This window comes from Thermococcus sp. 21S9, assembly GCF_012027635.1.
GTDB lineage: Archaea > Methanobacteriota_B > Thermococci > Thermococcales > Thermococcaceae > Thermococcus.
Genome location: NZ_SNUS01000001.1, coordinates 594671 through 618827, shown reverse-complemented (window position 1 = coordinate 618827; position 24157 = coordinate 594671). Strand labels below are relative to the sequence as shown.

28 protein-coding genes are annotated in these 24157 nt (G+C 55.8%); 15 read left to right on the top strand and 13 right to left on the bottom strand.

Features of this window, described 5'->3' with window-relative positions; genetic code table 11:
• Window positions 1-154 precede the first annotated feature (154 nt).
• Genes E3E28_RS03585 through E3E28_RS03575 form a run of 3 tightly spaced genes read right to left on the bottom strand, consistent with a single transcriptional unit; the run spans window position 155 to window position 2840 of the window.
• Window positions 155-985, bottom strand: a complete 831-nt coding sequence (locus E3E28_RS03585) for a Coenzyme F420 hydrogenase/dehydrogenase, beta subunit C-terminal domain (RefSeq protein ID WP_167914051.1) — start codon at window positions 983-985, stop codon at window positions 155-157.
• Window positions 982-1668 carry a 4Fe-4S binding protein gene (locus tag E3E28_RS03580; protein ID WP_240921647.1) on the bottom strand — a complete coding sequence of 229 codons (687 nt, stop codon included), beginning with the start codon at window positions 1666-1668 and terminating at the stop codon, window positions 982-984. The genes E3E28_RS03585 and E3E28_RS03580 overlap by 4 nt, the downstream gene beginning before the upstream one ends.
• On the bottom strand, window positions 1668-2840 hold the full coding sequence (locus E3E28_RS03575; RefSeq protein WP_167914050.1) for a nickel-dependent hydrogenase large subunit: 1173 nt from the start codon (window positions 2838-2840) through the stop codon (window positions 1668-1670). The genes E3E28_RS03580 and E3E28_RS03575 overlap by 1 nt, the downstream gene beginning before the upstream one ends.
• Window positions 2841-3108: 268 nt before the next feature.
• Here E3E28_RS03575 and E3E28_RS03570 point away from each other — a divergent pair, with 268 nt between their 5' ends.
• From E3E28_RS03570 to E3E28_RS03555, 4 genes are all read left to right on the top strand, one after another.
• Entirely contained in the window at window positions 3109-3339 is a 231-nt protein-coding gene (locus E3E28_RS03570; protein WP_167914049.1) for a TRAM domain-containing protein, read from the top strand.
• A gap of 75 nt (window positions 3340-3414) precedes the next feature.
• Window positions 3415-4695, top strand: coding sequence for a tRNA (N(6)-L-threonylcarbamoyladenosine(37)-C(2))-methylthiotransferase (locus E3E28_RS03565; RefSeq protein WP_167914048.1), 1281 nt, complete (start codon window positions 3415-3417; stop codon window positions 4693-4695).
• 153 nt (window positions 4696-4848) lie between these two features.
• Window positions 4849-5301 carry a hypothetical protein gene (locus E3E28_RS03560; protein ID WP_167914047.1) on the top strand — a complete coding sequence of 151 codons (453 nt, stop codon included), beginning with the start codon at window positions 4849-4851 and terminating at the stop codon, window positions 5299-5301.
• Between the two features lie 140 nt (window positions 5302-5441).
• Window positions 5442-6005: a signal peptidase I gene (locus E3E28_RS03555; RefSeq protein WP_167914046.1), complete on the top strand. Its 564-nt coding sequence runs from the start codon at window positions 5442-5444 to the stop codon at window positions 6003-6005.
• Here E3E28_RS03555 and E3E28_RS03550 read toward each other — a convergent pair.
• A complete protein-coding gene (locus E3E28_RS03550; protein WP_167914045.1) occupies window positions 6002-6358 on the bottom strand; it encodes a cupin domain-containing protein in 357 nt (118 codons plus the stop codon). The two genes, E3E28_RS03555 and E3E28_RS03550, sit on opposite strands and share 4 nt — an antisense overlap.
• 83 nt (window positions 6359-6441) lie before the next feature.
• Here E3E28_RS03550 and E3E28_RS03545 point away from each other — a divergent pair, with 83 nt between their 5' ends.
• The 3 genes from E3E28_RS03545 (at window position 6442) to E3E28_RS03535 (ending at window position 10068) form a co-directional block, all read left to right on the top strand.
• Entirely contained in the window at window positions 6442-8070 is a 1629-nt protein-coding gene (locus tag E3E28_RS03545) for a metallophosphoesterase (protein ID WP_167914044.1), read from the top strand.
• 107 nt (window positions 8071-8177) lie between these two features.
• Window positions 8178-9389: an inorganic phosphate transporter gene (locus E3E28_RS03540; protein WP_167915177.1), complete on the top strand. Its 1212-nt coding sequence runs from the start codon at window positions 8178-8180 to the stop codon at window positions 9387-9389.
• Between the two features lie 4 nt (window positions 9390-9393).
• Window positions 9394-10068, top strand: a complete 675-nt coding sequence (locus tag E3E28_RS03535) for a TIGR00153 family protein (protein ID WP_167914043.1) — start codon at window positions 9394-9396, stop codon at window positions 10066-10068.
• Window positions 10069-10139: 71 nt separating this feature from the next.
• Here E3E28_RS03535 and E3E28_RS03530 read toward each other — a convergent pair whose 3' ends face one another.
• Window positions 10140-10367 (bottom strand): Lrp/AsnC family transcriptional regulator, encoded by a 228-nt coding sequence (locus E3E28_RS03530; protein WP_014122803.1) that lies wholly within the window; start codon window positions 10365-10367, stop codon window positions 10140-10142.
• A gap of 49 nt (window positions 10368-10416) precedes the next feature.
• Here E3E28_RS03530 and E3E28_RS03525 point away from each other — a divergent pair, with 49 nt between their 5' ends.
• Window positions 10417-11067: a serine/threonine protein kinase gene (locus tag E3E28_RS03525; RefSeq protein WP_167914042.1), complete on the top strand. Its 651-nt coding sequence runs from the start codon at window positions 10417-10419 to the stop codon at window positions 11065-11067.
• On the opposite strand, the gene E3E28_RS03520 is transcribed toward E3E28_RS03525, so the two are convergent.
• Window positions 11035-11361, bottom strand: coding sequence for a hypothetical protein (locus E3E28_RS03520; protein ID WP_167914041.1), 327 nt, complete (start codon window positions 11359-11361; stop codon window positions 11035-11037). The genes E3E28_RS03525 and E3E28_RS03520 overlap by 33 nt on opposite strands.
• A 117-nt stretch (window positions 11362-11478) precedes the next feature.
• Between E3E28_RS03520 and E3E28_RS03515 the strand changes: the two genes are divergently transcribed.
• Both E3E28_RS03515 and E3E28_RS03510 read left to right on the top strand, forming a co-directional pair.
• Complete coding sequence (locus E3E28_RS03515; protein ID WP_167914040.1) at window positions 11479-13347, top strand: S9 family peptidase; 1869 nt, start codon at window positions 11479-11481, stop codon at window positions 13345-13347.
• 42 nt (window positions 13348-13389) lie between these two features.
• Window positions 13390-14454: an ATP-binding protein gene (locus tag E3E28_RS03510; protein ID WP_167914039.1), complete on the top strand. Its 1065-nt coding sequence runs from the start codon at window positions 13390-13392 to the stop codon at window positions 14452-14454.
• Here E3E28_RS03510 and E3E28_RS03505 read toward each other — a convergent pair.
• Window positions 14449-15303, bottom strand: coding sequence for a methyltransferase domain-containing protein (locus E3E28_RS03505; protein ID WP_167914038.1), 855 nt, complete (start codon window positions 15301-15303; stop codon window positions 14449-14451). The two genes, E3E28_RS03510 and E3E28_RS03505, sit on opposite strands and share 6 nt — an antisense overlap.
• Window positions 15304-15380: 77 nt before the next feature.
• On the opposite strand from E3E28_RS03505, the gene E3E28_RS03500 reads away from it, so the two are divergent.
• Window positions 15381-16076 (top strand): RAD55 family ATPase, encoded by a 696-nt coding sequence (locus E3E28_RS03500; RefSeq protein ID WP_167914037.1) that lies wholly within the window; start codon window positions 15381-15383, stop codon window positions 16074-16076.
• Entirely contained in the window at window positions 16073-16513 is a 441-nt protein-coding gene (locus tag E3E28_RS03495; RefSeq protein WP_167914036.1) for a hypothetical protein, read from the top strand. The genes E3E28_RS03500 and E3E28_RS03495 overlap by 4 nt, the downstream gene beginning before the upstream one ends.
• Here the strand turns inward: E3E28_RS03495 and E3E28_RS03490 are convergent.
• Both E3E28_RS03490 and E3E28_RS03485 read right to left on the bottom strand, forming a co-directional pair.
• Window positions 16510-17439, bottom strand: coding sequence for a dipeptidase (locus E3E28_RS03490; RefSeq protein ID WP_167914035.1), 930 nt, complete (start codon window positions 17437-17439; stop codon window positions 16510-16512). The genes E3E28_RS03495 and E3E28_RS03490 overlap by 4 nt on opposite strands.
• A 4-nt stretch (window positions 17440-17443) precedes the next feature.
• The gene (locus tag E3E28_RS03485; protein ID WP_167914034.1) at window positions 17444-18520 is read right to left on the bottom strand and encodes a hypothetical protein; all 1077 of its coding nucleotides are present in this window, start codon (window positions 18518-18520) and stop codon (window positions 17444-17446) included.
• A 62-nt stretch (window positions 18521-18582) separates the two neighbouring features.
• Here E3E28_RS03485 and E3E28_RS03480 point away from each other — a divergent pair, with 62 nt between their 5' ends.
• From E3E28_RS03480 to E3E28_RS03470, 3 genes are all read left to right on the top strand, one after another.
• Window positions 18583-19131 carry a DUF531 domain-containing protein gene (locus tag E3E28_RS03480; RefSeq protein WP_167915176.1) on the top strand — a complete coding sequence of 183 codons (549 nt, stop codon included), beginning with the start codon at window positions 18583-18585 and terminating at the stop codon, window positions 19129-19131.
• Window positions 19107-19607: a signal peptidase I gene (locus E3E28_RS03475; protein WP_167914033.1), complete on the top strand. Its 501-nt coding sequence runs from the start codon at window positions 19107-19109 to the stop codon at window positions 19605-19607. The genes E3E28_RS03480 and E3E28_RS03475 overlap by 25 nt, the downstream gene beginning before the upstream one ends.
• Before the next feature lie 117 nt (window positions 19608-19724).
• Entirely contained in the window at window positions 19725-21011 is a 1287-nt protein-coding gene (locus E3E28_RS03470) for an NADP-dependent malic enzyme (protein ID WP_167914032.1), read from the top strand.
• Here the strand turns inward: E3E28_RS03470 and E3E28_RS03465 are convergent.
• From E3E28_RS03465 to E3E28_RS03450, 4 genes are all read right to left on the bottom strand, one after another.
• Window positions 21002-21517, bottom strand: coding sequence for a FumA C-terminus/TtdB family hydratase beta subunit (locus E3E28_RS03465; protein ID WP_342764467.1), 516 nt, complete (start codon window positions 21515-21517; stop codon window positions 21002-21004). The two genes, E3E28_RS03470 and E3E28_RS03465, sit on opposite strands and share 10 nt — an antisense overlap.
• A complete protein-coding gene (locus tag E3E28_RS03460) occupies window positions 21508-22359 on the bottom strand; it encodes a fumarate hydratase (protein ID WP_167914031.1) in 852 nt (283 codons plus the stop codon). The genes E3E28_RS03465 and E3E28_RS03460 overlap by 10 nt, the downstream gene beginning before the upstream one ends.
• 219 nt (window positions 22360-22578) lie before the next feature.
• Window positions 22579-23493, bottom strand: coding sequence for a hydroxyacid dehydrogenase (locus tag E3E28_RS03455; RefSeq protein WP_167914030.1), 915 nt, complete (start codon window positions 23491-23493; stop codon window positions 22579-22581).
• 4 nt (window positions 23494-23497) lie between these two features.
• Window positions 23498-24145 carry a TIGR00153 family protein gene (locus tag E3E28_RS03450; RefSeq protein WP_167914029.1) on the bottom strand — a complete coding sequence of 216 codons (648 nt, stop codon included), beginning with the start codon at window positions 24143-24145 and terminating at the stop codon, window positions 23498-23500.
• Window positions 24146-24157 lie beyond the last annotated feature (12 nt).

The following is a 24157-nucleotide window of genomic DNA, read 5'->3' as shown; positions in this document are numbered from 1 at the left end:
AAAACGCTTTTCCAAATTCCCGGTTCCAAACAAAAGGTGTTATACGGCCTTCTTTCGCCGAAAAAAGCCCGTAAAAAGCTTTTTTGTATTCCCTTTCCGGGATGGAAAACAAAAGTGTTTAACTATCCTGCCAAAAAATAAAGGCTCAAAAGGTTCAGAGAAGCTGGGCCATGTTCTTCTGAGCCCTCGCGAGCTTTTCGCGGGCACCCTTGAGCACGTCGCCGAGCACGTGGGAGCCGTCGCGGAGTTCAAGGTAGCCCTCCCTCTCGGCTCCCCTGACGAGCTCTTCACCGCGCTGGTTCCTCGTTATCAGCACAGTCCACCCGGGCTCGCTCTCGACGAAGCCCGCCGAAACGTCGCTCCACACTCCGGTGTAGTCAGAGCACACCAGACAGCCGGTCTGGAGGTATGAAAACGCCTCCTTCAGCGGTATCGCGAGAACGCCTGTCTCCCTGTGGATTTCGAGGAAATCACCGGAGAGCTTTATGTCCTCTATCTCCTCTGCCCTGACGCCGTACTTGACGCGCAGGTAGTTCAGGAACGCCTCGAAGGCGAACGTTCCCATGCAGAAAAGGCTGACGATGTACTTAATCCTGTTGCCGAAGTCCGTTTCAAGTATTGGAAAGTCCCTCATCTGGCCGAAGAACTGCGCCTGGCAGGGGAGACAGACAACCGCGACCCTTTTCAGGTCTTCCTCCTCTATCTTCGCCTTAATCCTCGCCGCGAAGGGAACTATGCTCCAGCGGTTTCCTGCCGTCTCGAGGAGCTCCTCCTTCGTCCTTGCAACGACGGCCTCACCTTCAAGGCCCTTCGTCCTCTTCGCGGTAACGACGCCGTCTATTATGTCCTTTTCGAGGGCGTAGGTGAGCATGGCAGTAACAGCGCCGCCGCTCGCGACCTTCCGCTTCAGTATCTCCTCGTCGGTTGCCCTTCCGAGGTAAACGGCCCTAATCTGGCCGAGAAGGGTTTCTCCAACGGGCATCATGTCTTAACACCCCCGAGGCATATAATCTGGCTCGCGCGCGGACAGCGGATGTAGCAGGTTCCACAGCGTATGCACCTCTCCTGGGCCAGGGTCGGCCTCTTGTCTATGAGCTTGATGGCCCCGGTCGGGCAGGAGAGCTCGCAGGCTCCACAGCCTATGCAGAGGCCCGTTAGGACGACGTCGTCGATGAGGTCGAACCCGCTGAGCTTCTTCACTCCCGCGGTGACCTTAAACAGCTTGAGCCTCGTCTCGTTTCCGGCCATGAAGTACTTGAAGAAGGACTGGAGCATCTGGGGCGTCGGTGGACAGCCTGGTATCGAGTAGTCCACCTCTATGACGCTGTTTATCGGCTGGAAGTTCCTGTGGTCCGGCCTCGGCGCCTGACCGCCACGACAGAAGCGCAGTATTCCGCCCAGCGAGGCGCACGAGCCGAATGCAACGACGACCTTGGCCTTCTCCCTTATCTCCTTCAGCTCCTCTCCGATTCTCGGCTCGTTCATACAGACGCCACCGGTTATCAGGGCCACATCGTACTCGTCGTACTTGCATTCCCCGTCGCGGAGGTAGGAGATATCGAGCTCTACGCTATCCATGAGCTTTGGGTAGGCCCTGATGATGCTCACGTTACAGCCCTCACAACCGCCTATGTCAACGTGAAGGACCTTCAGTTTCTCCATAACCATCACCTCATCCTCACGACGTGGGTCGTGCAGGGGATGCACGGGTCGTAGAGCCTCATAACGGCCTCCGCCGTCTTAACGTTCAGGCCCTTCGCCATCTCCTCCATGACCGGGATGTTGAACATCGTCGGGACGACTATTTTCGAGCTGACCACGCGCCCCTCCTCGCCGAGTTCGAGGTAGTGTATCAGCGTCCCCCTCGGCGCCTCGTAAACGCCAACGCCCCTTCCCGGCCCGAAGTTCATGTTCTTGACCCTGAATGCCTCGTTCATGTTAATCTCGTCGAGAATCTCTCCCAGACGGAGTATTGCGAGTTCAACGTCCAGAACCCTCGCGAGGTGGATTCCGTAGAGGGAGTCATCCCTGAACTCGCGATAGGTCTTCATCCTCGCCCTCGGACCGGCCTCGACCTTCTTCCCGTCGTAGAAAGCGACGAGCGTCGTTGATTCCCTCGCGGGTTCCTCCTTCCTGAACTCATAGTAGGGCATCGTCTCCACTTTGTCGGTCCTTATGTTGTAGCGGTCGCCGTAGAAGAAACTGCTCGCGAGGTATGGCATCTCCCTCCTCGCTTCCCTAAGCTCCCCCGCTATCTCTGTCTGGACGTCCTCGTCGAGGAGAACCTCTTTCAGCTCCTCCCAGCTCTTCATGAGGTCCGGAAACCTCGCCTTCAGGTTGTTGAAAACGCTCCACTTTGGGACGCGGAGCATTCCGCCGATTGTCAGGTTCGGCGGGTGCGTTGCCGCGCCACCGAGCTTGAGCAGGTAGTCGCTTACCTTTGCGTGGAAGTCCATGAGCCTGAAGAGCACCTCGTTTCTCTTTTCCTCCTTTATCAGGTCTCCCGCCATCATGAGGAACTGGAGTGTGTGGCTCTGGGCCCTGTTTATCAGCCCCAACGCTTCCCTCATGAGAAGGCCGTTCCTCGGCGGTGCTATTCCTATCGCGTGCTCGACGGCCTCCACCGCCGCTATGCCGTGGGACGCGTGGCAGAGGCCACATATCCTCATGACAGCCTCGACTGCGAAGAGCGGGTTCTTTCCGATAACCATCTTCTCGAAGCCCCTGACCGGTGCGGTTGCGATGAAGAGTGCATCCTGAACGGTTCCGTCCTCCTCGTAGAGTACGAGCTTCGCCTCGCCAGCGACGCGACAGACCCTATCGAGCTTAATCTCGCCCAAAGTACCACCCCCAAATTTGAATTTTATCTCACCCATTATCTGGTAATCGGCTTTTGATAAAAGGGTTTCCTGAACCGAAGGTTTGGAACCGTGGATTTCCCCTAAAACACCACCATATGGCCCCGTTTTGAAAAACAGTTTTGTTTTCCTTTTCAGGAACGGCAAACGAGCGCACCCAAAGCTTTATATACCCTCCGGGCTACTCCCCAACGGGACTCTTCTCGGAGTCTTTCGGGAAGGTTCCAGAAATGTGTAGGTTGTGTTGTGTATGTACGGAGACAGATATGGTGGATATGGAAGGGACTACGGAAGCGAGGCCCCCGTTAAGGTTGGAGAGCGCTACAAGGTCAAGATTGAGAGCCTTGGAAAGGGTGGCGATGGAATCGCCAAGATTCAGGGCTTCGTGATATTCGTCCCGAACACCCAGGTTGGAGACGAGGTTGAGATTGTGATTAACTCCGTCAAGAGGAAGTTCGCCTTCGCCTCGGTCATCGAGTGATTCTTTTCCCTTTCCTACTCTTATTCCCAATTCTGAACCATACATTTTTTAAGGCCGTTCTTAGAGCGCCCACCGATGGTTAAAGTTCACGTCGAGAGCTACGGTTGCTCAAGGAACAAGGCAGACGGCGAGATAATGGAGGCCCTTCTTCTGAAAGCGGGCCACGAGTTAGTTGAGACTCCGGAGCGGGCCGACTACGTCGTCGTCAACACCTGCGCGGTTAAGGACCCCACTGAGTTCAAGATGGCGAAAAGGATTAGGGAGCTCCTCGATTCCGGGAAGAGGGTAATCGTTACCGGCTGTCTCGTCCACGTCAACCCCGATGTGATAGACCCGCGCGTCTCGGGGATTCTGGGAGTTAAGAGCATAGACAGAATCGCCGAGGCGATTGACGTTGCCGAGCGCGGTGGAAAGCTCGTCAGCGTGGAAGGCTGGCGCGAGAGGAACCCTGACAAGCTCGAACTCCCGCGCCTCTGGAAGCCCGGCGTCGCCTTCGTGGTTCCCATAAGCGAGGGTTGCCTCAACGCCTGCACCTACTGCGCGACGCGCTTTGCTCGAGGAGTTCTCAAGAGTTACAAGCCGGAACTCGTCGTCAAATGGGTGAAGGAAGCCCTGGCGAGAGGATACAAGGAGATTATCCTGTCGAGCGAGGACACCGGTTGCTACGGTTTTGATATCGGGACGAACTTGGCTGAGCTTCTCGATGAGATAACGGCCATTGAAGGGGAGTTCAGGATAAGGGTCGGCATGATGAACCCCAACCACGTCCTCAAGTTCCTCGACGAGCTGATTGAGGCCTATCTGGACGAGAAGGTTTACCGCTTCCTCCATCTGCCGGTTCAGAGTGGTGACAACGAGGTTCTCAGGAGAATGGGGAGAACCTACACCGTTGAGGAGTTCGAGGAGATAGTTTATGCCTTCCGGAGGAAGATTCCGGACCTGAACCTCAACACCGACATCATAGTTGGCTTTCCCGGGGAAACTGATGAGGCCTTCAGGAACACGGTCGAGCTTGTTAAGCGGATTAAGCCGGACAAGATTAACGTCTCCCGTTACTCCGCCCGGCCGGGAACGATAGCTTCCCGCTGGAAGCAGTTACCTGGCTGGCTCGTCAAGGAGCGCTCGAGGCTTTTGCACCGCCTGAGGCTTCAGATAGCCTACGAGATAAACAGGGTTTATCTCGGAAGAACCGTCGAGGTTCTCGTCCACGGGCCGGGTAAGAAGGGTGGAGTCGAGGGGAGAACCTTCAACTACAAGGATATAATCCTTGACTCTGGCGAGGCCGGTGAACTCCTCAAGGCAAGGGTTACCTGGGTCGGGTCTACCTACCTGCGGGGTGTCCCTGTGGAGGATTGAGTTTACGGGCCTTCTCTTTGGAGATTCCTCAAGTACTTCCGGTTTTAATTGTGTTCAATCTAATGCAGAAATCGAACCATTAGGGTTCATTTTAGAAAACTATTTATACCACCGCTTCCAGCTTTGTTGAGAGTTTAAACGGAGGTGGCTTGAATGAGGAGGAACGCCAGGAAGAGGTTGCTTCCGCTTGTTTTCGCGCTCGTGCTTACCGTCGTAGGTGCGGCTCTGGCCGTTCCGCAGATTACCGTCAAGCTCCAGCCCCTCGGCCAGGGTCAGGCCTCGTATCCCAGCCAGTACAACATCACCGCTGCCGTTAACTTCCAGCTCAGCAGTAACGGTTCCGTCGTGACCGGGGTTAAGGTCTACCTTGACGACACCAACAACGCGTTCCAGGTCCAGGCTGGCGACACCGTTTATGTCCAGCTCCTTGACTACAATGACCAGGTCATTGCCTACGGTAGCGGAACCGTCCAGCAGGACACCACCACTGGAGCCCTTTACGTCTCTGTGACTACATTCACCTACGAGAACGGCTACAGTTCGATTCCGATTGACCAGCTCAGCTCGGTTAAGGTCATCTACCAGGGTCAGGAGATAACCAGCTGATTTACCAGCCCCAACCCCCTTCTTTTTTCCAGGTTTCGGAATTCGAACTGCGTTCGGGGACGGTTTTGAGCGGAAGAGTTATAGGGCGTTGCGGTCAAATTATACACCGTTACCCGCCGGGGATTAAATAGGGTGGTAAAATGGGGAGGCGCGTTGACTGGTTTTCAGTGCTCTCGTATGCGGTCGTGATATTCGTCGCGGTCGTGTTAGTCCTCCACTTCGTCTTCGGCTTCCAGTACGTCGTTATCTTGACGGACTCAATGAAGCCCCACATAAACCCCGGCGACCTCGTCGTCACCAAGCCGGTTCCTCCCTCCGAGCTTCACGTCGGCGACGTAATACTCTATGAGATTCACCTTGGAAACGCCACTTACCGGATAACCCACAGGATAGTGGCAATCAAACGGGACGATTCTGGTCGAATCTACTTCGTGACGAAGGGCGACAACCGAAAGTACACCGACCCCTGGCGCGTTTATCCGGACCAGGTTATCGGGAAGGTAATCCTCGTGATTCCAAAGGTTGGCCTGGTCTGGTACTACACTCCTCTGATAGTCCTCCTGATTTTCCTGTTCATAATCGGTAGTCTGGCCTATGAGATTGCCCTCATACTCCTCGAAGAAGAACCACCGAGGCCCAAGTGGGCCAAACCTTCACTGCTCGCAATCAAAAGGAAAAAGCTGAAGAGGTACTACCGCCGTTAAGCCCACTCCTCCTTGGGAATGGCCTCTTTCTTCGCTGGAATGAGGCAGAGGAACTCGAAGGTGTCGCTCAGGGCCTTGTAGCCGTGGGGCTCGTTGGGCGGGACGTAGAGGAAGTTTCCAGCTTTAACGTGGTGCTCCTCCTTTCCGTTGGTTATTATCCCTTCTCCCTTCATGATGAAAATCTCGTGCTCCCAGTCGTGCTGGTGTATCGGAATCTCGGCGCCCTTCTTCATGACGAAGTAGCGCATGGCGAAATTCTTGGCGCCAAGCTTCGGAGAAACGAGCCACCTTATGGTCACGCCCTCAAAACCGGTGTCCTTCTCCGGGACATCTTGGTAGTGCCCGACGAACATGGTATCACCGGATACCCTTAGAGGGATTCATATTTAAACCTTCACGCTTTTAAGGTTAACACAGACTTTCCACGGGTGGTTGCATGAGGCGTTTGATTGCACTTGTTTTGGTTCTGGTCGTTCTGGCCGGTGGATGCATAGGTTCAACCCAGACGCAGAGCTCAACAACATCAACCCCCCAGCCCACTGGAATTAACTTCGCCAAGTATCCCACAGGAAAGGTCATCGGAAGCTGGTGGGAGCTCTTCAACGAGACGTTCTACGTCAGCGACGGCTACGAGGGTCTGGTTAAGCACTACTTCCCGAACGCAAAGGTCGAGCCCTTCTCCCAGTTCAAGGGAAGCGGTATAGTCGTTCTCTCGCCGGGAGACGAGGTCAGTTCAAGGATACTCTTCGGAAAACCGGTTCAGGTTCAGAAACTTGAACCCTTCGGTTACATCGCCTACAAGTATGGAACCCACCTTCCGGGCCCCTGGCTTGGCGCCATAGCGATTCTCAACTCCGATAAGGGTCCCCTCATGGTCGTCACTGGAACGAGCAAGGCCGGCGTCGGTGCTTCGCTCTACTTCCTCAAGGAGCTCAAGGACAGGAAGATTTCGGTCGACCCCAACGCTGTCGTTCGCTCCGGTTCCTTTGAGGGAATCCTCCTCAAGGAGTTCGGTGACGTTAACTTCAACGGAATCCCAGATAGCGATGAGCACTACGAGCTCTACCAGCTCCTCTACGACGAGCCCTTCAACTACTACTGGAGGGTTGTGAAAGGCGAAAACGTCACCGTCAGCGGTGGCTTCATAAGGCTCGTCAACGGCACGACGGTCTACATACGGGCCCTCGGCTTCAACGTCACCGTGAAGGTTGAGAACCCGAAGAACGTCCAGCTGACCTACGTCATCGAGAACGTCAACCCAGAACTCATGGTTCTTCCGGAGGGAACCAAAATCCTCGACAACACCACGATAGAGTTCACCACGAGTGAGCCGAGCTTTTCAATAGTTGCCAAGAACGTTAGCGAATACCGCGTCCTCGCTTTCGGCGACCACAGGCCGGCAAGCGGTGACAAGCCCCCAGAGGTCTTCCTCAAGATAATGGCGGACGTCAACAACGAGAGCGGGGCCTTCGTCATAGACGGTGGCGACCTCGTTTACTCCGGCACAATCTACCAGTGGGCCAACCTCATGAAGGTCTGGCACTGGAACAAGCCGGTCTTCATAGCGGTCGGAAACCACGAGTACCAGGGCGAGGGAGTGAGCATCTTCCACTACTACTTCGGCCCGACTGATTACGCCTTCAGCCTCGGAAACTACCGCTACATCTTCGCCAACGACATAAGCAACGACTACAGTCTGACCGACGAGCAGTTCGCCTGGCTCAAGAAGCAGTTTGAAATAGCCAAGGAGCGCGGTGAGAGGCCTGTCGTCGTTATGCACGCACCGCCCTACGACCCGAGGCCCGGCGGAGACGACCACGCTATGAGCGAGGAGAGCGCGAAGGAACTCCTAAAGCTCATGAAGGAGTACAACGCCTTCGGAATCTTCAGCCACATTCACATATACTGGAACGGAACCTACGACGGCGTTCACTTCATCATAACCGGCGGAGGAGGTGCGCCCCTCTACGCGAAGCCCGACGAGGGTGGCTTCTATCACTACACCATCTTGACGATGGAACCCGATGGAAAGGTTGACATAAAGGTGGTCAAGGTCTCCACCTGAGCTTTTCTCTTTATTCTATTTGTGTCTATATAGAGACCTTTAGCGAGCTATATTTTATTGCGACAAGATATTTATTTGGGTCCATTTAGTTCCGCCCGGTGGTGTGGATGGACCCGTGGCTAATAGCTACGATACTCCTTGGTTTCTGGATGGCGTGGAACATCGGTGCAAACGACGTGGCCAACTCGATGGGAACTGCAGTCGGTGCGAAGGCCATAACGCCGAAGCAGGCCGCGGTCATAGCCGGAGTTATGAACTTCACGGGCGCTTATTTCTTCGGTAAGAGCGTGACCGAGACGATAAGGAAGGGAATCCTTGACCCCAGCAAGATTACAGACCCGTGGGTAATCGTTTACGGCTCCCTTGCGGCCCTTCTCGCGGCGAGCATCTGGCTCATCTTCGCCACGTACAACGGCCTGCCCGTCTCGACAACCCACTCAATCATCGGCGGTGTCGTTGGCTACGGACTCGTATACGCGGGAACCGGAATAGTGGACTGGGGCAAGCTTGCCCAGGTCGTCCTGAGCTGGATTCTCTCGCCGATATTCGGCGCGATAGTTGCGTTCTTCGTGTTCAAGGCCGTTAGGAGGAGCATCCTTGTGAGGGCCGACCCTGTCAAAAGTGCACGCCACTGGGCTCCTTTCTGGATTGGCCTCGCCTTCGTGGTCATCGGGACGATGTTCTACATAAAGGTCATCCACGGGAAAAACCTCGTCCACGGTGTCCTGTTCTACGGAATCCCCGCGGGCATCGTCGTGTTTGTCCTCAGTTACCTTCTTATTAGAGTCCACTTCAAGCCCAGCGACCCCTACATAGGAGTCGAGAGCATATTCCGAAAGGTTCAGGTGGTTACTTCAGCTTACGTGGCCCTTGCTCATGGCTCAAACGATGTTGCCAACGCCGTCGGCCCAATAGCGGCCGCTTATGCTGTCATAACGATGGGTCTCGCGGGTATGAAGGTTCCCGTTCCCAGATGGATTCTTGCGATGGGCGGTCTGGGAATAGCTGTCGGCATATTCATGTACGGCTACAAGGTCATGGAGACCGTCGGGAAGAAGATTACCGAGCTCACGAACACAAGGGGCTTCTCCATCGACTTCTCCGCCGCCACCGTCATACTCGTGGCCAGCTGGCTGGGAATGCCAATCTCGACGACTCACACGGTCGTTGGGGCCGTCGTCGGCGTTGGCCTCGCCAGGGGAATCAAGGCGATAAACACTTCAATCCTGAAGGACATAGTGATTTCATGGTTCGTGACGGTTCCGGTTGCGGCCGCGATAAGCGCCGTCATATTCAAGGTCTTAATGCTCGTGGGGTGATACCATGCAGGTTTGGACCAAGCTCTTCGCGAAGAGCCCCTTCAAACCCCTGATAAAGCACGCGGAAGTGGTCATCCAGACGGTTGAAACCCTTGAGAAGGCCCTCCAGGCCTGGCACGAGGGAAACGTTGAGGAGATGGAGAGGCTCGCCATCGAGGTTGACAGGCTTGAGGACGTTGCCGACAGGATAAAGGAAGAAATCCGCGATTCGCTCAGCTCTAAGCTCATGATGGCGGTCTCGCGCGAGGACGTACTCATATACCTCCACATGCAGGACAAGGTCGCCGACTCCGCCGAGGACACCGCCAAGTGGTTGCTTGTGAAGAGTCCCTGCGACATTCCCGAGGAGATAAAGGACGTAATCCTCCAGATGGGAACCGAGAGCATAAAAGCTGCAAAGCTCGTTTACGAGGCGATAGTGCAAATGGACAGGGTTATAGAGAGTGGCTTCGCTGAGAACGAGATAGCAAGGGAATACGAACTGATTCGGACCATAGAGGAAGTGGAGAGCAAGATTGACGGCCTCGACACCAGGCTGATGAAGCTCGTCTTCGAGAACGCCGATAAGCTCGACTGGGGAACAGGCTTCTGCATCCTGAACATAGCGAGGACAATCAGCAACATCTCGGACAAGGCCAAGGACGCCGCCGAGAGGATAAGGCTGATGATGAACAAGTAAAATTCCCACTGTTTCCTCTTTTCATTCTAAGAATGCTTTGCGGAGAATAATGCGAGAGAAGAACGAGAAAATCAGATGGCTATCATCGTCGAGGTCATCTGGATTTCCGGCATGCGCCTTATCTTCTCCGTTATGAACTGGTCGAGGTCCTTGAGCGTGTCTGTCTCAACCTTAACGACAAGGTCGTACTCGCCGTAAACGACGTAGGCCTCCTTAACTTCTGGCATGGCGAGAAGCTTCTCCATAACTTCCCTTTCCTTTCCAGCGGCCGTAACCATCAAAATAAAAGCCGTCACCATGGGCTATCACCAAAAATATTTAACCCGCGACCTATTTAAGCTTATCGAGATGACGTTTGAAAACATCATCGGTCGTAAGAAACTGGGGCGGTTTCTGAACCATCTTGAAGGTCTTGGTTTAGCTGAGGTCAGGCCGTTCTCCAAAGGAACCACGAGCCTCGTCTTCCTCGGCGAGTTGAACGGAAAAAAGGTCGTCGTGAAGCTTCAGAGGCCGGATTCGCCGAGGAACAACTTTGAAAGGGAGGCTAGGATACTAAAAACTATAGAGCCCTTTGGAATAACTCCTCCGCTCCTCTTCACTGGGGTCTTTGAGGGTCTTCCGTATCTCGTCAGGGAGTTCGCCGAGGGTGAGCCCGTTCTCTACGCCGATATTGAAAAGCGCCACCTCTTCGGGATAGCCGAGAAAACGGCCCTGCTCGACAGGCTCTACCTCGACCACGGCCAGATTCAGGGTGGCAAGCACATCATCGTCGGCGAGGACGTTTACATCATAGACTTCGAGAAAGCCGGCTGGAGGAAGCCGAACAACCTAACCTCGGCCTTTTCGATGCTCTTCGTCGGCAGAAACGCGATTTCCGAAAGACTTTACCTGAAGTTCGGTCTCGACGAGGGTTTCAGGGAGGAGGTAAAAGAAGCGCTGAGGGAGTACAAGAGAACCGGAAAGCTTTCACGCCTTCTGGGCCTTCTTTCCGGCCTTTAGCCTGTCGGCGTAGAGGGCCAGGAGCGGAACGACGATTGCGAGGGCTATGAGTCCAATCCTCGGGTCAAGGAAGTAGTTGAAGACGAGGATTACCACTACCGCGACCCCAATCATGAGGAACAGGTCCCTGTCGTAGAGCCTCGACTTCGCGAGTATGTTCTGTTCGCGGGCGGTGTAGGCGAGGTACGCCGGTATTCCGAAGGCCGCTATGGCTATCCCGATGTAGTTCTTCAGGAGCAATGAAACGCCTATTCCCACGGCGAGGATTATCGCTATGGCGCTCGTTTCCTTCATTCTCCCACCTGTCCCGGCACTATCGGCGGGCTCCTTTTAAAGGTTCCCGTGTTCATTACTGGCCATCGGAGTTAAGCTTATATACCTCGACGCTTATCATAACTCGGTGATAGCGTTATGAGCGGTATCGAATGGAACGAGAAGACCTTTTCTCGGTTCGCCTACGTGAACGACCCGCGGATTGAAGGGAGCAGAATAGCGTACACCCTGACCAAGGTCAACATGAAGGACAACAGGTACGAGAGCACGATAGTCGTTGAGGACCTCGAGACCGGTTCAAGGCGCTTCATTGAAAACGCCTCCATGCCGAGACTCTCGCCGGACGGGAGTAAACTTGCCTTCGCGAGGCCCAACGAGGAGAAGAAGGAAACCGAGGTCTGGGTTGCCGAGCTTGAGACGATGAGCGCCAAGAAGGTTCTCTCGGCCAAGAACATTCGCTCCCTCCAGTGGAACGACGACTCAAGGAGGCTTTTGGTGGTCGGCTTCAAGAGGCACGACGATGACGACTTCGTCTTTGACGACGACGTTCCCTTCTGGTTCGACAGTATGGGCTTCCTTGATGGGGAGAAGACAACCTTCTGGGTCCTCGACACCGAGGCGGAGGAAATCATAGAGGAGTTCGAGAAGCCCCGCTTCAGTTCAGGCCTATGGCACGGGGATGGAATACTCATCAACGTCCCGCACCGCGAGGACGGCAAGCCGGCCCTCTTCAAGTTCTACGACGTAATCCTCTGGAAGGACGGAAACGAGGAGAAGCTCTTCGAGCGCGTTTCCTTCGAGGCGGTTGACTCCGACGGGAAGGCGATTCTCCTTAGGGGCAAGAAGGAAAAGCGGTTCATCAGCGAGCACGACTGGCTCTACCTCTACGACGGCGAGCTTAAGCCTATCTATGAGGGTCCGCTCGACGTCTGGGGTGCGAAGCTCACCGAGGGCAAGGTCTACTTCCTAACGCCAGATGCGGGCAGTGTTCACCTCTGGCTCTGGGACGGTAAAGCCGAGAGGGTCGTCGTTGGAAACCACTGGATTTACGGCTTGGATGCCAGCAACGGAAAGGCCCTGCTCCTCATAATGACGGCAACGAGGATAGGCGAGCTCTACCTCTACGACGGCGAGCTCAAGCAGGTAACCGACTACAACGGGCCAATCTTCAAGAAATTGAAAACCTTCGAGCCGAGGCACTTCCGCTTCAAGAGCAAGGATTTGGAGATAGACGGCTGGTACCTCAAACCGGAGCTCAAGGAGGACGAGAAGGCCCCGGTGATAGTCTTCGTTCACGGCGGGCCGAAGGGAATGTACGGCCACCGCTTCGTCTACGAGATGCAGTTGATGGCGAACAAGGGCTACTATGTTGTCTACGTCAACCCGCGCGGTAGCGACGGTTACGACGAGGACTTCGCGCTCCGCGTTCTTGAGAGGACCGGCCTGGAGGACTTCGAGGACATAATGACCGGAATAGAGGAGTTCTTCAAGCTCGAGCCCCAGGCCGACAGGGAGAGGGTTGGCATAACGGGCATAAGCTACGGTGGCTTCATGACCAACTGGGCGTTAACGCAGAGCGACCTCTTCAAGGCCGGAATCAGCGAGAACGGCATAAGCTACTGGCTGACGAGTTACGCTTTCTCGGACATAGGCCTCTGGTTCGACGTCGAGGTCATCGGCCCGAATCCGCTCGAAAACGAGAACTACAGGAAATTAAGCCCGCTGTTCTACGCGAAGAACGTGAAGGCCCCGATACTGCTCATACACTCGCTCGAGGACTACCGCTGTCCGCTCGACCAGAGCCTGATGTTCTACAACGTTCTGAAGGACCTCGGTAAGGAGGCCTACATAGCCGTCTTCAAGAGGGGCCCGCACGGCCACAGCATCCGCGGAAGCCCGAAGCACCGCTCGAAGCGCTACAAGCTCTTCGTGGAGTTCTTCGAGAGGAAGCTTAGGAAGTACGAGGAGGGCTTCGACGTTGAGAAGATACTGAAGGAGAAACCTTAATATACACCTCTGGACATCCCCCTTTTCGGGGGGTGTCCTTAAATGTTGTTTGATGTTCGTCCCAAGACATCAATCCGCGAGCTCTTCGGCAGGAAGGCGGAGTATTTGATTTTTAGAGACGCCGTGAGAAAGGGTAGGAACTTCATTCTAATTACCGGACCGAGGAGGATAGGCAAGACCAGCTTCCTCTACGCTTCCCTCAACGAATTCGCCGATGATGGAATTCCACACATAGTAATAGATACCCGTGCGGCAACTTCTCTGAACTCAAGGTACCCTCAGAAGGTCATAGCCGAGCAGGTCTACAGGGCCCTCCTCGGACGCAACGTCATAGGTAGCGTGCTCTCAAAGGTAAGGGGCGTTAAGCTCGGTCCCGTTGAGTTCGACATTGGCGATAAGCCGGACCTCGTTGAGGTTTTCTCCCTCCTGAACAGGGTGGGAAATCCTGTTATAGTCGCCTTCGACGAGGCCCAGTACCTCAGGTTTTCAAACGAAGACATGACTCGGTTCTTTGCATGGGTTCTCGATGCCCTTCAGAACATTGTCCTCGTCTTCACGGGCTCGCAGGTTGGCGTTCTTGAGAACTTTTTGAAGCTCTACGACGGCTCTTCACCGTTGTTCGGAAGGTATGAGGTCAGGATTCGTCTTCCCCGTTTTAACCCCTCGGAAAGCCTTGAGTTCCTTGAACGGGGCTTTGAGGAGGTTAGTAAGCCCGTTGATGACGAGGAATTGCTCTCCGCTATTCAAACCCTCGACGGGGTTCCCGGTTGGCTCGTTCACTACGGGGCTTCAAGGGTTGATGGCCTGACACACGATGAGGCCGTTGAGAGGGTTCTTGAGAAGGCGATGGCATACGTGACCTCTGAGTTTAGAGAACTCACCAAGCTGTCCCCGAGGTACGAGCTCGTAATGAAAGCAGTCGCGGAGCTTAGCGAGGGGTTTGGCTATGCAAGGTTCGAAGAGATTAAAAGAAAAGTTGGCGTTGACGACAAATCCCTAAGGAACTACATCAACCGGCTGATTGACTACGGTTTCCTTGAGTCTGTTGGGCATGGGAAGTACAGGATTCCCGACCCCGTAATGTACCGCGTTTTCCAAAGGCTATGACTTCTCCTTCTTTTCCGGTTTTCTCGCCACGACTCCAAGTGCCTCTTCAACGCGCTTAACGCCGACGAAGCCCGCCCTCCTCAACCGTTCCATCACGCCCTTCTGGAGGTCCTTTCTGCGGTATCTCTTCCCCGGATTTCCAACGTAGTGGAAGAGCCTTCCGCCGGGCTTCAAAACCCTGAAAAGCTCGCGGTAGAACTCCTCCGAGTAGAGCTGGCCGGCTAAGGAAAAGCGCGGTGGGTCGTGGATGACTACATCGAAGCTCTCGTCCTTGAACTTCTTCACGACTTCAAAGGCGTCGCCGTGAATCACCTGGATTTTACCGCCCGTGAAGAGCTCCCTGCTCCAGGGGTTTATCTTCGCGAGCTCGATGACGTTCTTATCCTTCTCGATTGTTATGACGTAGGCTCCGCGCTTTGAGGCCTCTATGGCGGTGTAGCCGAGCCCCATGCAGGTATCTAAGACCGTCTCGCCTTCCTTTGGCCTAACCGTGTTCACCTTGTTCCTCGTGTCCTGAAGCGGGTTTATCTCCTTCGTCCTGTGCATCCTGATGCCGTTTATCTCAATCGTCGGCGGAATCGTCGGGACGAGCTTGTAGAAGCCCTCTCCGGCTATAGCTGCCTTATAAACTCCTCCGTCCTTAACGAAGTAAACGCTACCCTCGTCCCTCGCTATCCTCTCGATGACGTCCTTCGAGACGCGCGTTCCATCGGGGAAGATGAACTCATCGCCCTCTCGCGTTATCTCCCAAGTTCTGTTGGTCCTCCTTAGGTCGAGGTTGAGCCTGACGGTTTCCCTTGAAAGGAGCATTCTCCTCGCGTCCCGAGCCGTTAAAAAGTAAGCGTTCATGGCCTTTCCCTCTTCCAGGATGGGACACCTTTTTATATAGTTTTACCTCATTTATTAATAACCTGGAGGCTGATATGATGAGGGCCGGCGAGCGGGTTCGCACCGGAATCCCTGGCTTTGATGAACTTATCGAGGGTGGCTTCGTTCCTGGAAAGGCTTACCTCGTCACAGGTCCTCCCGGGAGCGGGAAGACCACATTCGCCATGCAGTTCCTCGTTGAAGGGGCCAAGAACGGTGAGAGGGTCGCGTACATTTCTCTCGTCCACAACCCCGAGGAAGTTTTGAAGGACTTCGAGCGCTTTGACCCCGACGTCAGGGACCACATCGCCCACGGAAACCTAATCCTCTACGATTTGGGGCGGGAACTCTGGGGTTCCACCGCCAAACCGCCCCAGTGGAGTAGCGTTATGTTCCGTATCAAAGACCTCGCGAGGGAAGCGAAGATTTCACGCCTTGCCATAGACCCACTGACCGCCATAGACTTCCCAACAACAGACCCCGCCGAGAAGAGGGCCGAGCTGGCGACGTTCCTCCGAACCATTGAGGACCTCGGCATAACGAGCGTTCTCGTTGCCGAACTGACTGAGCTCGACCGCTACACCGAGGAGCACTACCTCGTCGATGGTGTCATAATGCTTCACTACTACCTTGACGGGGTTAAGATGGTCCGCGCCATTCAGGTTCTCAAGATGCGCAGGACGAACCACGAGACGAGGATGTACCGCGTCGAGTTCGGTCCTCGCGGGCTCTCGGTGAGGGGGCCACTCATATGAAGCGTTTTCGTGGAAAGCCGGTGACCATGGCGGAGATACTCGCTGAGGAGAACCCCGTTAGAAGGGCTTACCTCCTCGGTTACTACCTTGGCTACTCCGGCCACCTCGCCTGGAGTGGATGGGCGCGTGACCTCAAAGAAAGGACTTTCAGGGAGGCCGAGGCGAGGGACGCCCTGGGCTCTGCGGTGAACGCCTTCAAAAGGGGAAGGAGGGAGGGTATCTCGGACAGGGAACTTGACACGGCCTTTGGCATGTATCGCCCGCCCGTCTTTGAGACCGAGCTCGGCAAGGAGTCCGTTCGCTCCGCTGTGGAGCGGTCGCGGATTCTTGGCATGCTCTCATTGAAGGTGACTGGGGAAGCCAGGTTCCTCGGGTTCGTGCGCTTTTCCAGCACCAGAGAGCACCTAGGCATACCGTCTTTTCTCAGGAGGCCTTAGGTTACCCTCTCAAACACCCTCTCAAAGTTCCTGAAAGCTATCGCTTCCACCTCTTTCTCGCTGAAGTTCTCCCTCAGCTTTTCAATGAGCGCGGGAATCTTCGACTCGTTCTCAAATCCCTCAACGCTCTTTCCGCTCCATCCGCTAAGGTAGTAGACGAAGTCAAAGCCGAGTCCCACGTGTTTGTATCCGATGAGGTCGGCCATGTAAGCTATGTGCTCGACGTACTTTTCCAGCGTCGGCTTCTCCCTATCCACGAAGCCCGGTATGGCGACGGCACCAACAACGCCGTCCCTCTCGGCTATCGCCTTCAACTGCTCATCGGTTAGGTTCCTCGGGTGGTCGCAGAGCTTTTTCGCGTTGGAGTGCGACGCTATGACCGGGAACGAGGTAACGCTCAGCGCGTCCCAGAATCCGGCCTCGTTTATGTGGCTGAGGTCTATGACTATTCCAAGCTCCTCGGCCTTGCCGACGACTTCAACACCGAAGTTGGTGAGGCCTCCGTTCGTTCTCTCAAAGACGCCGTCGCCTATCGCGTTTCTGAGGCTCCAGGTAAGCGTCAGAACGCGGAGCCCTAGGCGGTGGAAGACCTCCAGCAGGTCGAGGCTCTCGCCTATCGGCTCTCCCCCTTCGAGGCCGAGCCAGAGGGCGACCCTTCCGTCCTCTATGGTTTTTCTCATCTCCTCAACGTTCCTCACGAGCTCGAAGCGCTCGCTCTCCTCGACATCCTTGAGAAAAGCGTTCAGGACCTCGAAACCGTAAGTGGTCGCGTCCTTTCGCCTGTCGGGCCTCGTCCATATGGCCATAACCCTGGAACTAATCCATCCGTTGAAGAAGTGCCAGTTCTCCTCGAGGACGCGCGTTTTCCCGGCCTTTCTCTCGTCGTAAACGTAGGTTGGCAAATCCGAGTGTGCATCGAAAATCATGGGCTCACCCAAGGGACATCGTCTCGACGTCCCTTAAGGTTTCCGCCCTGACATCGGGCAGGGGTATTGACTCGGCAACCTTTCTCGCCTCGTCGTACTCCTCCCTTTCCGCGAGGGCAATCGCTATTCCCCTGAGGGCACTACTCCTCCGTCCGGGGTCGTCTATCATCTCCGCAAAGGTCAGTGCATCCCTGAGGCTTCCGAGCTGGGTCAGGAGCATTGCAACGCGCTGGGCGCTCGCTGGGGAGAGCTCGACGCTTCCGGCCTCTCTCAGGGCCTCGTCTATGACATCCACGTACGTCGGTTCGTTTACACGCTTCATCCAGAGGGCCGACTCCAGTTCACCTATGAGCCTTGACGCGCCCTTGAACTTCCGCCTTATCAAGGCTAACGCGTAGTGGTAGCGTCCCTCGAGGAGGGCGCGCCTTATCTCCGGCAGGCCGGTTTCGCTCATTATCTCCGCGAGCTGGAGCTTCTTCTCGGTTACGCCCGCCCTCTGGTTCACGTGGAGCTTGTCAAATATATCGAAGGCAGTCCGGTAGAACTCTACGGCGCTCTTGGAGAACAGCTCGTCGCCTGCGTTCTCCATGAGTTCGGCTATCTTGAGGAGACCGTCCACCTTCGACCGGTACTCCACCTCTGCCCGTGCTATCACGTCGAAAGCAACGTCGAAGAGCCTCATGGCGGTCTCGGCGTCGCCGGTTGTGGCAACGTAGTAGGCTATGGTCGCTATGGCAACGCCCTTCAGGAGGGGGTCCTTAATCTTGCCCGCCTCTTCAATGGCGGTCTCAAAGGTCTCGGATGCCTCCCGGTAGTAGCCGAGGGCGTGGAAGGCAAAGGCTATCATGCCGTATCCTATCGCCCTCACGTAGGGGTCCTTGGAGTGCTCGGCTATGTACTCTGCATCCTCGAGGATTCCCGGAATCCAGTCCTCGGGCCCACCCTTTCGCCTTATGGCGAGGGCAACGTTGACGAGAGCCTCTATCTGGTCGAGCCCATCCTTCAGGTCCCAAACCCGCTCGAGCGCGTCCTCAAACTGCCCCCTCTCAGCCAGAGCCCTAATCTCGTCGATGTCGGTCATGGCAACTTTTAATTAACGTCCAAATCCTTATAAACCTTCTCGGGCCTCATACAACCATGCCGATGCTGACTCTGGCCCTTTACAACACCTATGACGTTAGAAAGCTCCACGAAGCTCACCTGCGCGCAATAGCCCGTTCAGCTCCGATAGCGTACGCCTACGGCTTTCATCTGGCCCTAATCGGATTCCCTCTCGATGGAAAGCCCCTCGACGTTGCCGGGGAGGTCAGCGAGCACACGACGATAGGGGAGGGGGGCAGGTACCTCATCGAACTCGCCAGGGGGAACCGCTTCCACCTCCTTGACTTTCCGAAGAAAGGCTTTCCCCCGCAGTTCGGTGTTCCAGTTGCCACGACGAGAAAGCCCTCGGAGGAAAAAGAAATCACGCCCCTTGAACTTGCTGAACGGGCCCTCAACGGCGAACGTTTTCTTCTCCTTATAGGACTCGGCCGGCACGGACTGCCGAAGGAAACCTTTAAGTTGGCCCGACATCATATGGACGTCACGGGAAAGAGGGTCAGCCTCGAAACCTGTACCGCTATAGGTGCGATAGCCGTTAGAGTTGCCACCTACATGGAGGCCTTGAAATGGAGGAGTGGAAGAAGGAAGTAGCGTGGTTTTTGGTGGCAATCGTCGTCGTCTTTGGAATACAGGCAGGTCTCAAAGTGGCCCTTCACACGAGTTCCCCGCTCGTCATCGTCGTCAGCGGTTCGATGGAGCCCGTCTTTTACAGGGGAGACGTAGTTCTCCTCAAGGGGGTTACCAACCCCGACCAGATAAAGGTCGGCGACGTGATAGTCTACAAGCGTCCCGGCTACGAGTACCCGATAATTCACCGCGTCCGCTACATATACACCGTTAAAATCGATGGGAAGCAGGAGAAATGCTTCGTGACCTGGGGGGACAACAATCCCGTTCCGGACCCACCTTACCCAACCCCCGACGGCCTGCTCGAGGTTCAGCTTCCTGACGGTTACGTGGCCGGCTGTGCTCCGGCTTATGCTGTCGAGGCCAAAGCCGAGCTCGTCATCCCCAAGATTGGCCTAATCCCTCTCTGGATTCGCGACGCAATCGGTCTGGGGGGATGATGTGAGGGTAGGTGGCTGAGCCGTGATGAGCTAATCGGCCCCTGACCTCTTTTTGTAAATTTTCTTTTCTGACGAAAGGACTTTTAACTTCCTCCTGCTAATCTCTCTGGTGGTCGAATGGACGCGAATGATTTTCACAGGGGCAACTTCATCGGCAATGGCAAAATAGAGGTAATCCCGAAGGTTCCGCTCACGAGGGAAACCCTTCCCTTAGCCTACACCCCTGGCGTCGCCGAGGTCTCGCGCGAGATATCTGAGAAGCCCGGGAAAGTCTTTGAATACACCAACAGGGGCAACACGATAGCGGTCGTAAGCGACGGAACGAGGGTTTTAGGTCTCGGAGACATCGGGCCCCTTAGTGCGCTTCCTGTGATGGAGGGCAAGGCCCTGCTCTTCAAGGCCTTCGGTGGCGTTGACGCCTTTCCGCTCGTTTTAGCAGAGAAGGACCCTGAAAGGTTCATCGATGTCGTTAAAGCCGTCTCCCCGTCCTTCGGTGGGATAAACCTTGAGGACATAGCCTCGCCGAAGTGCTTCTACATCCTCGACAGGCTGAGGAAGGAACTCGATATCCCGGTCTTCCACGACGACCAGCAGGGAACCGCGAGCGTCGTTCTGGCGGGCTTAATCAACGCCCTCAAGGTAGTCGGCAAGAAGCTTGACGAGATAAGCGTTGCGCTCTTTGGGGCCGGTTCTGCCGGCTTCGCGACGCTCAGATTAATCGTCAAAGCCGGCGTCAAGCCTGAAAACGTCCGCGTCGTCGAGCTGATTGACGGGGAGCCGAGGATTCTAACACAGGATTTGCCCCTTGAGGAGCTGTTCCCGTACAGGGGCGAACTCCTCGCGAAGACCAACGGCGATGGGATTGAGGGAGGCCCGGCAGAGGCGCTCAGGGGAGCTGACGTTTTAATCTCATTCACGAGGCCGGGGCCGGGCGTCATAAAGCCCGAGTGGATAAGGCTGATGGCCGACGACGCGATAGTCTTTCCCCTCGCCAATCCCGTTCCGGAGATACTGCCGGAAGATGCTAAAAAGGCCGGCGCGAGGATTGTGGCAACGGGGAGGAGCGACTATCCCAACCAGATAAACAACCTCCTCGGCTTTCCGGCGATTTTCAGGGGTGCTTTGGACGTCAGGGCCAGGACGATAACGGACGGCATGATAATAGAGGCCTCAAAGGCCATGGCCTCGGTTATAGAGCCGAGCGAGGAGGAGATAATCCCGTCACCCTTCCACCCTGACGTTCACCCCGCTGTGGCTAAGGCTGTGGCGGAAGAAGCGATGAAAGAGGGCGTTGCGAGGGTTCACGTTAATCCGGAGGAGGTCGCGGAGAGGCTAAGGAAGTGGCGGGAGTTCTACTCCCGGTTCGTAGTCCCAATGAACGAGGAACGGAGGGCCTACCGGTAGAGCGAGTTCCCGTGCGCATCTATGGCAACAATCAAAGGGAAATCCTCCACCTCAAGGACCCAGAGGGCCTCTGGCGTTCCAAGGTCGAGCCAGTGGACGGCCTTAACGTGCTTTACGCTCTTTGCCCCGAGCGAGCCAGCTCCCCCTGTGAAGGCGAAGTAAACCCCTCTGCCCCTGAACGGTTCAGCTTTCATTCCTCCCTTCCCGATTATCCCCCTGATGCCCAGGTCAAGAACCCCGTCGAGGTAGGGGTTCATTCTCGCGCTTGTCGTCGGCCCGGCCGAGACTACCTCGTAGCCCTCCCCGGTTTTTCTCACAACGGGCCCGCAGTGGTAGATTACGGCCCCCTCGGGCTCGAAGGGCAGTTCCTCCCTCTGCAGGCTCAGAATCCGCCTGTGGGCCGAGTCCCTCGCGGTTATGATTTCCCCTGACAGGTAAACGACGTCTCCGGCCTTTAGTCTAAGGACGTCCTCCATGCTCAGCGGGGTCCTCAGCTTCACTGCCACACCTCGACCCTCCCGTCGGGCTTTATCCTCACGAAGGCCCGCCTGTCCGCCCAGCACTGGACGACTAAACCGACGGGAAAGCTCGCCGGGTGCCTGTGAGCGACCTCTATCTTTACGTCCAGAGCGGTCGTTCTCCCGCCCATTCCCATCGGGCCGATTCCGAGGGCGTTAACTTCCTCCAAAAGCTCCCCCTCGATTTCCGCAATCCTTTCATCGGGGTTCCTCTCGCCGACCCTCATGAGGAGTGCTTTCTTCGCCAGCAGGAGGGAGTAATCGGCGCCACCGCCGACGCCTATGCCAAGAATTACGGGCGGACAGGGCTTTCCACCGCAGGCCTTGACCCTCTCGACCACGAAGCGCTTAACGCCCTCCCAGCCCTCGCCCGGGGTGAGCATCGCCAGGGCGGAGCAGTTCTCGCTTCCTCCGCCCTTTGGAAGAACCGCCATCTCGATTTCATCGCCCTCAACAAGCTCCCAGTGGATTACAGGGACGCCCCTGCCCGTGTTGTCGCCCGAGTTCTTTCCCGTGAGAACGTTCACCGCGTTGGGCCTGAGCGGGACCTCCTTCGTCGCGAGCCTCGTGGCTTCCACTATTGCACCCTCGATTTCTCCCAGAAACGGGCTGTTCAGGCCGGCTTTCACGAAGAAGGTGAGCGTTCCCGTGTCCTGACAGACTGGTATTGCTTCTGCCTTTCCAATCTCTATCGCCCTCAGGATGTTCTCAAGGTTGAAGCGCGCCACCCCGTTTTCCTCGCGCTCGTAGGCTTTCTTCAGAGCGGAAACGACGTCATCTGGAATTCTCGTCACAGCGAGCCTTATCGCCTCGACGATTGCCTCTATCAATAGGCACTCACCTGTCTAAGACTGGGTGTGAGAGTTAAAAAGATTGACGCGAGAATGACCTGCGAACTCCCAATGTTTACCACCATACCGGTAAACTTTTCCCAAAACTCTACCACCATACTGGTAAACATTTCACTCGAACGCACACACCATACCGGTAGTTTCCGCTCCCAAGAACCTGCTTCAGCGGGCGTTAGGAGTAAGAAGGGAAAGGGAGCCTCAGCCCTTCAGAATCTCGACTATCTGCTCCGCGACCTGGACTCCAGCGCGCATCTGGGCCTCCTCGGTGGAGGCACCGATGTGTGGGGTTAGAACGACGTTGTCGAGCTTGGTGAGCGGATGGTCCTTCGGAAGGGGCTCCTCTTCGAAGACGTCCAGACCGGCTCCGTAAATCCAGCCCTCCTGAAGGGCCTTTGCGAGGGCGCTGTTGTCAACGACAGCACCCCTTGCCGCGTTGATGAGTATCGCGGTCGGCTTCATGAGCTTAAGGCGCTCCTCGTTTATGAGGTGGTAGGTGGCGTCGATGAGCGGGACGTGGAGCGTTACCACGTCGCTCTCCTTCAGAAGGGTCTCAAGGTCGACGAACTTTCCTCCGACCTCCTTTGCGCGCTCCTCGTTCGGTCTCGGGTCGTAGAGGAGAACGTTCATTCCGAAGGCCTTCGCTATCTTGGCCACCTCGTAGCCTATCCTTCCGAAGCCGATTATACCCATCGTCTTGCCCTCGAGCTCGATTCCAAGGCACTGCTTCTTGGCCCAGACGCCTTCCCTCATCTTCCTGTCAGCGAAGGCTATCTTCCTCGCGACGGCGAAGAGAAGTCCGAAGACGAGCTCGGCGACGCTCCTTGAGCTCGCTCCGGGGCTGTTGACGACCTTAATGCCCCTCTCCTTCGCGGCCTCAAGGTCTATGTTGTCCAGGCCGACGCCGGCCCTTCCGATGACCTTGAGCTTGGGAGCGTTTTCGATGACCTTTCTCGTCACCTTCGGCTTGCTCCTAACGATAATCGCGTCAACATCGCGGACGAGCTCTACCAGCCTCTCCTCGTCCGGATACTCCTCGTAAAGAACCTCAAAACCGGCGTTCTTCAAAACATCCAAGGCTTTCTCGTGCAGTGGCGCCGCAACGAGAACCTTCATGCTTTCACCCCCTCCGTTTTATTGCCATCAGCATTACCTGGTCGGAAGCGTCTTCCGCGCGGTCGGCTATGTCGCCAACCTTCGTGATTGCCTGGTTCCATATTAGTTTTGCGTATGTTGTTATCGTCTCGCTGTCAAACACCATCGCCTTGAGCTTGTACTCAACCTTGTCAGCGTTCTCCTCAAGGTCTTCCGTCTCCTTTGCGAGCTCTAAAGCCCTGTCAACGTCCTCGTTGAGAGCCTTTACCGCCTCCATGAGCTTCTCGTAGGTTTTTACCGCCTCCCTCACGAGGGCCATTATCTCGTCTTTGAGCTCCTCAGGGACCCTTGGCTTGGCGAGAATCAACGTGTGGGCCGCGCTCTCGGCCGCGTCTGCCACCTGGTCTATTAACTCGCTCAGCCTCACGTAGTCACCCCTGCTCGCCGGCAGAAAGGCCCCCTCGTAGAGCATGAGTTCGATGCTTCTCCTGAGCTTGTCGGCCTCACTCTCGAGCAGGGTTACCCTCTCCTCGAGTTCCTTCGCGCCCTCAAAATCACCGTTCAGGTACGCCTCGATGAGATTCTCAAAGGCCTTGACGGTTTCGTAAACGATGTTTAGGTGCCTGTCTATGGCGTCAAAAACGTTGCTTTCCTTACCGCCGAAGATGGCCATCTTTACACCTCC